This is a genomic window from Streptomyces sp. NPDC059455, from assembly GCF_042750115.1.
GTDB lineage: Bacteria > Actinomycetota > Actinomycetes > Streptomycetales > Streptomycetaceae > Streptomyces > Streptomyces endocoffeicus.
In genome coordinates, this window is the sequence record NZ_JBHYVB010000299.1 from 1 (window position 1) to 10,630 (window position 10,630).

A 10,630-nucleotide genomic window follows, 5' to 3' on the forward strand; every position below is an offset into this window, starting at 1 on the left:
GCACGGGTCAGGTGCGGCCGTCCCCGGGCCCGGCGTGGTGGGGCGGTGGGGCGGTGGGGTCAGGCGGCTGTGGGATCAGGCGGCGTTCATCGCCTCGACCAGGCTCTTGGGCCGCATGTCGGTCCAGTTCTGGTTGATGTGCTCGAGGCACGCTTCGCGGGTGTCCTCGCCGTGGACGACCGTCCAGCCGGCCGGGACCTCGGCGAACGCCGGCCAGAGGGAGTACTGCTGCTCCTCGTTGACCAGGACGAAGAAGCGGCCCTCGGCGTTCTCGAACGGGTTGCTCATATCGTGTCTCTCCTTGTTTCGGTTCCCGAAGGGTTTCGGTGCTCCGGGAGGCTCCCGGAGCGGAAGGGCCGGGTTCAGTCGCCGGTGCGGAGCCGCTCCCGGAGGATCGGCCCGATGACCCGCATGGCCACCGGCTGGGTCATCTCGCCGTGGACGCACTCGATGTCATGGACCTCGACCCGGCCGTCCACGTACCGGTCCCAGGTGTGCGGGTGCAGCCCGAGCTCCTCGCTGGAGCGGGTGGCGCGGAAGAAGACCATGTCGCCGGTGAACCGGTCGGGGGTGAACGCCTCGCTCACCACGGCGAAGTTCCGGTAGATCCGGAACATGTTCTCCGACTGGGCCGCGCTGAGCGTGGCGAAGGGCGAGCCCTCCTCGCGGATGGCCGCCATCACCTCGTCGCGGTCGAGGGGGCCGTCGTGGCCGAGGTCGATGCCCGCGACCTCCACCAGGTCCTCGAGGAACTGCTGCTGGCTCCACGGCTCGGCGTTGACCGGCGCCGCGTCCATCGGATAGCCGTCCAGGCTCATCAGCAGGGCGACCTCCTCGCCGGACGCCTGGAGCCGGGTGGCGATGCCCTGGGCGATGGGCGCGCCGAGGGACCAGCCGAGCAGGTGGTAGGGGCCGTGCGGCTGGATCTCCCGGATCGTCCCGAGGTAGTCCTCGATGGCCTCCTCGATGGACCCGGGCAGTTCGGCGAGGTCGCGGAGCCCCCTGGCCTGGAAGGCGTAGATGGGCCGGTCGCGGTCCACCTCGGGGATGAGCCGGGTGTAGGGCCAGCCGACGCCCGTGCCGGGGTGGACGCAGAACAGCGGGGGCAGGGAGCCGTGCGGCCGGATGGGCAGCAGGACGTCCAGGTCGTCGCCGTGGTCCAGTTCGTACAGCCGCTCGGCGAGGCCCGCGACGGTCGGGGTGTTGAGGACGGTCCGGATCGTGAGGTCCACGCCGAAGGCGAGCCGCACCTGGTTGGCCAGCCGCACCATGAGCAGCGAATGGCCGCCCAGCTCGAAGAAGTTGTCGTCGATCCCGACCCGGGGCAGCCCCAGGACGTCCGCGAACACTCCGCACAGGATCTGCTCGCGCACATTGCGCGGGGCGCGGCCCTCGGCGTCGGCGGGTGCCTCCGGGGCGGGCAGCGCCTTGCGGTCCAGCTTGCCGTTGGGGGTCAGCGGCAGCTCGGGCAGCGTCACGAAGGCGGACGGCACCATGTACTCGGGCACCTCGGCCGCCAGGTGGTCGCGCAGGGCCGCCGGGTCCGGCGCGCCACCGGCCGCCGGGGCGCCACCGGCCGCCGGGGTGACGACGTACGCCACCAGGCGCCGGTCGCCGGGCTGGTCCTCGCGGACGACGACCGCGGTGTGCGCCACCTCGGCGTGGCGGGCCAGTACCGCCTCGATCTCGCCCAGTTCGATCCGGAAGCCGCGCAGCTTCACCTGGTCGTCGGCGCGGCCGAGGAAGTCCAGCGCGCCGTCGGGCCGCCAGCGGGCGACGTCCCCGGTGCGGTACATCCGGCCGCCGCCGGTCGAGAAGGGGTCGGCGACGAACCGTTCGGCCGACAGGCCGGGGCGGCCCAGATAGCCCCGGGCGAGCTGGACGCCCGCCAGGTACAGATCGCCGGGCACGCCGGGCGGCACCGGGCGCAGCGCGTCGTCGAGCACGTACAGCCGGGTGTTCCACACCGGCCGGCCGATGGGCACCGGGCCCGGCGCGGCGGCGCGCTCGCACTCCCAGGAGGTGACGTCCACCGATGCCTCGGTCGGGCCGTACAGGTTGTGCAGTTCGGCGTCCAGGGTGCGCAGGAACTCGTCCTGGACCTCCCGGGGCAGCGCCTCGCCGCTGCACAGGACGCGCCGCAGTCCGGTGCACCGGGCGGCGCCCGGCTCCTGGAGGAACACCTGGAGCATCGAGGGCACGAAGTGGACGGTGGTGACGCCCTCCGCCCGGATCAGCTCGGCCAAGTAGGCGGGGTCCTTGTGGCCCTCGGGCCGGGCGACGACGAGCGCCGCGCCTTCGAGCAGCGGCCAGAAGAACTCCCAGACGGAGACGTCGAAGCCCGCCGGTGTCTTCTGCAGCACCCGGTCCTCGTCGGTGAGGCCGTAACGCGCCTGCATCCAGGCGAGCCGGTTGACGATGCCCTCGTGCGGCACCATCACGCCCTTGGGGCGGCCGGTGGAGCCGGAGGTGTAGATGACGTACGCGGGCGAGGCGGGGTGCAGCGGCGCGCGCCGCTCGCCGTCGGACACATCGCCCGCCGGGAGCCCGGCGAGGGTGTCCAGGGTGCCGGGCGCGTCCAGCGCGAGGACCGGCACGGACTCTCCGACGGGCAGTCCGGCGGCCGTCTCCGTGGTCGTCAGCAGCAGCGCCGGGGCCGCGTCCGCCAGCATGAAGCGGATGCGGTCGGCCGGGTAGCCGGGGTCCACCGGCACATAGGCCGCGCCGGTCTTGACCACCGCGAGCAGCGCCACGACCAGCTCCGGCGAGCGCGGTACGGCGATGCCGACGTACCCCTCGGGGCCCACTCCGCGCTCGATGAGCAGCCGGGCGAGGCGGTTGGCCCGCGCGTTGAGCTCCGCGTAGCCGAGGGTGGTGCCCTCGAAGACCAGCGCCGGCCGGTCGGGGGTGCGGGCCGCCCGCTCCTCGAACAGCGCGGGCAGGGTGGTGGCGGGCACCTGGTGGGCGGTGTCGTTCCAGCCCCGCAGGATCCGCTCGCGCTCCTCCGCGGTCAGCACGTCGACGTCGGCGATGGAGGTGTCGGGGGTGGCGGCCATCGTCCGCAACACCCGGACCAGCCGCTCGGCGAGCGCCTCGGCGGTGCCGTGGTCGAAGAGGTCCGTGCTGTAGCGCAGCACGCCGTCGATGCCGTCGGCGCCGCCGTCCGCGAGCAGTTCCTCGCTGAGCTCCAGGCTCAGGTCGAACTTGCTGATGTCCACCGCCACCGGCTGCGGCGTGGCGTTCAGACCGGGCAGCACCACGTCGGTGTCCGCGGTGTTCTGCAGGGTGAGCAGCACCTGGAACAGCGGGTGGCGGGCCTGGGACCGCTCCGGGTTGAGGACCTCCACCAGCCGCTCGAACGGGACGTCCTGGTGCGCGAACGCGCTCAGGTCCCGCTCCCGGACCCGCTGGATCAGCTCCTTGAAGGTCGGCGCCCCCGAGGTGTCGGTGCGCAGGACCAGCGTGTTGACGAAGAAGCCGATCAGGTCGTCCAGCGCCTCGTCGGTGCGGCCCGCGACCGGGGTGCCGATCGGGATGTCGGTGCCGCCGCCGAGCCGGTCGAGCAGGGTGGCGAGACCGGTCTGGAGGACCATGAACAGCGTGGCCCGGCCCGCCCGCGCCAGCTGGGCGAGCGAGGCGTGCAGTCCGGGGTCGATCCGGAAGACCACCGCGCCGCCGCGGCCCGAGGCGACGGCGGGCCGGGGCCGGTCCGCGGGCAGGGCCAGCTCCTCGGGGAGCCGGTCCAGGCTCTCCTTCCAGTAGGCGAGCTGGCGGGCGATCGGGCTGTCCGGATCGGCCTCCTCGCCCAGCACCTCGCGCTGCCAGAGGGTGAAGTCGGCGTAGTGCACCGGGAGTTCGCGCCAGTCGGGGGCGTCGCCGCGCAGCCGTGCCACATAGGCCGTGGACAGGTCGCGGGCGAGCGGGCCCATGGACCAGCCGTCCGACGCGATGTGGTGGATGGTCACCAGCAGCACGTGGTCGGTCTCGCCCAGGGTGAACAGGCGGGCCCGTACGGGGATCGCCGCGGCCAGGTCGAAGTGGGCCGTGACCTCGGCGTTGAGGACGTCGGGCAGCTCCTCCTCGCGCACCTCGGAGTGGACGAGGGAGATCTCGGCCGAGTCCAGGACGACCTGCCGGGGCACCCCGTCGGTCTCCTGGAACACCGTCCGCAGGCTCTCGTGCCGGGCGACGACATCGCGCAGCGCGGCCTCGAGGGCGTTCCGGTCCACCTGGCCGGCGAGCCGCATCGCGGTGGGGATGTTGTAGGCGCCGCGGTCGTCGCCGAGGCGGTCGAGGAACCACAGCCGCCGCTGGGCGAAGGACAGCGGGAGCTCCGCGGGCCGCGGCTGCGCGGTGAGCGGGGTGCGGGCCGTTCCGGCCCCGGCCAGCAGGCCCGCGAGCCGGGCCGGGGTGGCGGCCTCGAACAGGGAGCGGATGGCCAGCTCCACGCCCAGCGCCGAGCGCACCCGGGACACCAGCCGGGTGGCGAGCAGCGAATGCCCGCCCAGGTCGAAGAAGTTGTCGTCCACGCCGACCCGCTCCACGCCGAGGACCTCGGCGAAAAGACCGCACAGGATCTCCTCCTGCGGGGAGCGCGGCGGGCGGGCCGACGCCCCGGCCACCTCGGGGGCGGGCAGCGCCTTGCGGTCCAGCTTCCCGTTGGCGGTCATGGGCAGTTCGGGCAGGGTGACGAACGCCGACGGCACCATGTACTCGGGCAGGGTGTCCGCGAGCCGGGTGCGCAGGGCGGCCACGTCGGGGCGGCTCCCGGGGTCGGCGACCACATAGCCGACCAGGCGCCGGTCGCCCTCCTGGTCCTCCCGGACGACCGCGGCCGCGTGGCCCACGCCGGGGTGTGCGGCCATGACCGACTCGATCTCGCCGAGCTCGATGCGGAAGCCGCGCAGCTTGACCTGGTCGTCGGTGCGGCCGAGGCACTCCAGGAGGCCGTCTGGGGTCCATCGGGCGCGGTCCCCGGTGCGGTACATCCGGCTGCCCGCGGGCCCGTACGGGTCGGCGACGAAGCGCTCCGCCGTGAGGCCCGGCCGGTTCAGATAGCCCCGGGCCACGCCCTCCCCGGCGAGGTACAGCTCGCCGTCGGTGCCGGGGGCGACCGGCCGCAGCCAGCGGTCCAGGACCAGCGCCCGGTAGTTGTGCAGGGGACGGCCGATGGGCGGCGCCGACTCCACGGGGGTGTCGGTGTCCCACGCGGTGGCGTAGACGGTGGCCTCGGTCGGGCCGTACACATTGGACAGCCGGCCGGCGGACAGGGTCTTCTGGATGTCCACGGCGGCCTGGGTGCCCAGCCGCTCGCCGCACAGCAGCACCGTGTCGGCGGTGAGCCGTACGTCCCCCTGGCCGACCAGCTGGGCCAGCGCCGAGGGCACGGCGCTGACCGCGGTGCCGGGCTGCTGCGCGGTGGGCCGTTCGGCCAGCGCCAGGAGGTCGTCCAGGACCTCCAGGGTGCCGCCCGACATCAGCGTCCCGAACATCTCGAAGACGGAGACGTCGAAGCTGAGCGAGGTGGTGAACAGCAGCCGGGTCAGCCGCTCGGGGCCCAGGGCGGTACGCGCCCAGGCCGCGAGGTTGACCACCGCGCGGTGCGGCACGGCGACGCCCTTGGGGCGGCCGGTGGAGCCCGAGGTGTAGATGACGTACGCGGGTGAGGCGGGGTGCAGCGGCGCGCGCCGCTCGCCGTCGGCCGGGTCGGTCGCCGGGGCGCTCTCCAGGGCCCGCTCGACCTCGGGGTCGTCGAGGACGACCACCCGGTGGCCGGTGGCGGGCAGGGCCGCGTCGACGCCGGACTCGGTGAGCACCAGCGCCGGGGCGGCGTCCCGCACGATGTAGGCGATGCGGTCGGCCGGGTACTTGGGGTCGATGGGCAGATACCCGGCGCCCGACTTGAGCACCGCGAGAACGGCCACCAGGGTGCGGTCGTTGCGCGGCAGCGACAGCGCCACCAGCTTCTCCGGGCCGGCGCCCAGCGAGATCAGGTGGTGGGCGAGCCGGTTGGCCCGCTCGTTGAGCCCGGCGTAGCTGAGGGCGGTGTCGCCGTGCACCACCGCGAGCTGGTCCGGGGTGCGCGCCACCTGCTCCTGGAACATCCCGGGCAGGGTCGTGGCGGGCACCTCGCGCGCGGTGTCGTTCCAGTCCACCAGCACCTGGCGGCGGACGGCGGGGTCGAGCGCGTCCACCCGCCCGACGAGCTGCCCGGGGTCGGCCACCACCGCCTCGAAGAACCGGGTGAGCCGGTCGACCAGGGAGGCGACCGTCGCGCGGTCGAACACATCGGGGCGGTAGCCCACCTTGAGCAGCATCGTGGGCCCGGGGGCCATGGCGAGGCTCAGCGGGTAGTGGGTGGCGTCGCGGCCGGAGCCGCCGGTGACCCGGGCGCCGGCGAGGGAGGACTCGACCGTGCCGGAGTCCACCCGGTAGTTCTCGAAGAGGACGAGGGTGTCGAAGAGGGTGCCGACACCGGCCAGGCCCTGGATCCGGGTGAGCCCGAGGTGCTGGTGGTCCATCAGCTCGGTGTGCTGGTCCTGGAGCCGCCCCAGCAGCCCCGCCAGCGACTCGGCCGGGTCCAGCCGCACCCGCACCGGCAGGGTGTTGATGAACAGCCCCACCATCGTCTCGACCCCCGGGATCTCCGGGGGGCGGCCGGACACCGTGGTGCCGAACACCACGTCGTCACGGCCGGTCAGCGACGCCAGCAGCAGACCCCACGCGCCCTGCACCACCGTGTTGAGCGTCCAGCCCCGCGACCGCGCCAGCGCCGTCAGGCCCTCGGTCAGCTCGGCGGACAGCGACGCGCTCAGCTCCTCGGGGACCACCTCGGCGTGGCCGGTGGCGCGCGGCGCGAGCAGGGTCGGCTCGGCCAGACCCGCCAGCGCGGTGCGCCAGGCGGCCTCGGCGGCCGCGGTGTCCTGGCCTGCCAGCCAGGCGAGGTAGTCGCGGTACGGGGTGACCGGCGGCAGGCTCGAGGCGTCCCCGCCCCGGGCGTACAGCTCGAAGAACTCGCCCGCCACGATCGGCGAGGACCAGCCGTCCATGAGGATGTGGTGCTTGGTCAGCAGCAGCCGGTGGTCCCGCGGGCCCATCCTGACCAGGGTGAACCGCATGAGCGGCGGCCTGGCCATGTCGAACCGGCGGGTGCGGTCCTCGTCCACGACGCGGCGCACCGCGTCCTCGCGCCGCTCCTCGTCCGCGATGGTGCTCAGATCGTGCTCCTGCCAGGGCAGGGGCACCTCGCGCCGGATGACCTGCACCGGGCTTTCGCCGCCCTTGTGCCGGAACCCGGCGCGCAGCACGGCGTGCCGCTTCAGCAGGGCCCGCCCGGCGGCCTTGAGGGCCTCGGTGTCGATGTCGCCCTCGAGGTGGAACACGCTCTGCACGGTGTAGGGGTCGATCCCCTCGGTGTCGTACAGGGCGTGGAACAGCAGTCCCTCCTGCAACGGCCCCAGGGGCAGTACGTCCTCGATCCGGGATTGCTTCACCGGGTGATCCCCCACTCCTCGTCGAGCTCGTCGTCGTCCAACTCGTCCTCGAGTTCGTCGATCTCCTGCTGGCTCAGCGACACCAGCGGCAGGTCCGAGGGCGTGTGGCCGCCGGAGGCGCCGCCCTCGACATGGGTGACCAGGGCCTGGAGCGCCTGGGCCCAGACCTCGCTGAGCTCCTTGACCTCGGGCTCGCGGAACAGCGCTCCGGGGAACGCCCAGGCGACCCGCAGGCGGGGGCCGTCGGCGTGGTCCTCGGTGACCGCGTTGAGGGACAGGGCGTACATCATCGGGGCGTCCTGGTCGGAGAACCCGGGGGCCTTCTCCGGCGCCGCGGCCCAGTCGGCGTACTCCGCGCGGCCCGCCATGTCGAACCGGCCCAGGTAGTTGAAGCCGATCTGGCGGGGCAGGAAGCCGGCCAGGACGGGCTTGGTGTCCAGGTTGAGGTGGCGCAGCAGCCCGAAGCCGAGGCCGTTGTCGGGGATGGAGCGCAGCTGCTCCTTCACGCGCTTGAGCGCGTCCCCGAGGGCCGGTCCGCCCGCCAGGACCTCCCGCCAGTCGAGCGGGCCGGGGTCCAGGCGCACCGGGTGGATGCTGGAGAACCAGCCCACCGTCCGGGACAGGTCCACACCGTCGGTGAACTCCTCACGGCCATGGCCCTCCAGGTCCACGAGGACGGCCGGGTGGTCCGCACCGCCGCGCGAGCGCCGCCAGTGGGCGACCGCCAGGGCGAGCGCGGTGAGCAGCACGTCGTTGACGCCCGCGTTGAACGCCGCCGGGACCTTGGTGAGGACCGGCCCGGTCAGCTCCGGCGGCAGGATCTGCCACAGCCCGCCCATGGTGTGGTTCATGTCCTGCGACGGGTCCAGCGGCCGGTCGCTGAGCAGCGGGTCCGGCACATCCAGGGTGCTGGACCACAGCTCCGCCTCCTTGACCCGCCCGGGGGCGTACGCGGAGGCCACCAGGTGCTCGGCCCAGCGCCGATACGAGGTGCCGACCGGCTGGAGTTCGGCCGGGCGCCCCTCCTTGGCCGCCTGCCAGGCCGCCTCCAGGTCGGTCTCCAGGATGCGCCAGGAGACGCCGTCCACCACCAGATGGTGGATGATCACCAGGAGCCGGCCGGAGCTCCGCGGGCCCGCGTCGAACCAGACCGCCTGGAGCATCCGCCCCTGCTCGGGGGAGAGCCGCGCCCACGCGGTCTCCGCCTCCCGCTCGATGACGGCCTGGAGGGCGTCCGCGCCCAGCCCGGCGACGTCGACCCGGGTGAGGGACTCGGCCGCGCGCACCGTGCCGCGCGACGGCACCTCCAGCGACCACTCACCGCCACCCTCGGGGCGGGTCAGCCGCATCCGCAGGGCGTCGTGGTGGTCGAGCACGGTCTGCACCGTGGTCTCCAGCGGCTCCTCGCCGAGTCCGGCCGGGACCTGCAGCAGCACCGACTGGGCGTACTTGCCGATCGGGCCGCCGCGGTCGCGCAGCCGGTGGATGATCGGGGTGAGCGGCACCGAGCCGACCCCGGTGTCGGTCCCCTTGCCGACGCGCTTGCCGACGGTGCCCGCGTGGGCCGCCAGGGCCTCGACCGTCTTGTGCTGGAAGACGGCCCGCGGGGTGAGCGAGAGCCCGGCCTTGCGGGCCCGGCTGACCAGCTGGATGGAGATGATGCTGTCGCCGCCGAGGTCGAAGAAGCTGTCGTGCACACCGACCTCGGACAGGTCGAGCAGATCCGCGAAGATCTCGCAGAGGATCTCCTCCTGCGGGCTGCGCGGCCCCTGCTTGGTGACCGTGGCGGCGAAGTCCGGCGCGGGCAGCGCCGCCCGGTCCAGCTTGCCGTGCGCGGTCAGCGGCAGCGCGTCCAGCAGGACGACCGCGGCGGGCACCATGTAGTCCGGCACCGCGTCCGCGACCCGGGTCCGCAGCGCCGCCGGGTCGGGGCGGGCGCCCGCGGCGGGCACCGCGTAGCCGACCAGGCGCCGCTCGCCCGGCTGGTCCTCGCGGACGACGACCACGGCGCGTTCCACGTCCGGGTGGCCCGCGAGCACGGTCTCGATCTCGCCGAGCTCGATGCGGAAGCCGCGCACCTTGACCTGGTCGTCGGCGCGGCCGACGTACTCCAAATCGCCGTCGGCGCGGCGGCGGGCCAGGTCGCCGGTGCGGTACATCCGGGCGCCGGGCGCGCCGTACGGGTCGGCGACGAAGCGCTCGGCCGTCAGCGCGGCACGGTCGAGGTAGCCGCGGGCCAGGGCGGTGCCCGCGATGTACAGCTCGCCGGTCACTCCGGGCGGGACGAGCCGCAGCCCCTCGTCGAGGACGTAGAGACGCGCGTTGCCCTGCGGGCGGCCGATCGGCACGGGTCCTGACGGGACCTCGTCACCGGGCTCGATACGGAACTCCGCGACGTTGACGGTCCCTTCGGTGGGCCCGTACACGTTCAGCACGGTGGCCCCGGGGTGGCGGGCCCGCCAGTCCTGGAGCGCCTCGCCGAAGAGGGCCTCGCCGCCGAGCAGCAGCTCGTTGCCGGGCGAGAACGCGTCGGGGAGGGCAGCGAGCAGCGGCAGATGGCTGGGGGTGGCCTTCAGGAAGGTCACCGGGCGCCCGGCCAGGGCCCGCTCGGCGGCGGGGTCCTCCTCCAGCGCCGCGAGATGCACCGCGCCGCCGACGACGAGCGGGGTGTAGAGCGCGGTCACCGTCAGGTCGAAGGAGACCGGCGAGTGCAGCAGCGCCGCGCCGGCCGCGCTCGGGTAGGAGCGGCTCGTCCAGTCCAGGTAGTCGGACAGGGAGCGGTGGGTGACGACGACGCCCTTGGGGCGGCCGGTGGAGCCGGAGGTGTAGATGACATACGCCAGGTGATCCACCGACAGCGGCGCCAACCGCTCACCGTCACCCAGATCCGTCCCGGCCAGGGCATCGACCCGCGCCCGAGTCTCCCCCGCGTCCACCACGAGCCGCGTCAGACCGCCGGTCTCGGGCAGCCCGGCGGCCGTGGCACTGTCCGTCAGCAGCAGCGCCGGGGCGGCGTCGCCGAGCATGTAGGAGATCCGCTCGGCCGGATAGTCCGGATCCACCGGCAGATACCCACCACCGGCCTTGACCACCGCCAGCAACGCCACCACCTGCGACGCCGAACGCGGCAACGCAAG

At 73.9% G+C, this 10,630-nt stretch carries 3 protein-coding genes; all 3 read right to left on the reverse strand.

Annotated elements, in window-relative coordinates; genetic code table 11:
* Positions 1-75: 75 nt before the first annotated feature.
* On the reverse strand, positions 76-288 hold the full coding sequence (locus ACFXB5_RS49800; protein WP_385221743.1) for an MbtH family protein: 213 nt from the start codon (positions 286-288) through the stop codon (positions 76-78).
* Between the two features lie 74 nt (positions 289-362).
* Positions 363-7,493, reverse strand: a complete 7,131-nt coding sequence (locus tag ACFXB5_RS49805; RefSeq protein WP_385221746.1) for an amino acid adenylation domain-containing protein — start codon at positions 7,491-7,493, stop codon at positions 363-365.
* Positions 7,490-10,630 (reverse strand): amino acid adenylation domain-containing protein (locus ACFXB5_RS49810; protein ID WP_385221749.1); only part of this gene is annotated, 3,141 nt, incomplete at its 5' end. The genes ACFXB5_RS49805 and ACFXB5_RS49810, both read right to left, overlap by 4 nt.

Bases quoted from the DNA above. Each gene is read 5' to 3' on its own strand.
- ACFXB5_RS49800 (WP_385221743.1), bottom strand. From the start codon at position 288: ATGAGCAACCCGTTCGAGAACGCCGAGGGCCGCTTCTTCGTCCTGGTC.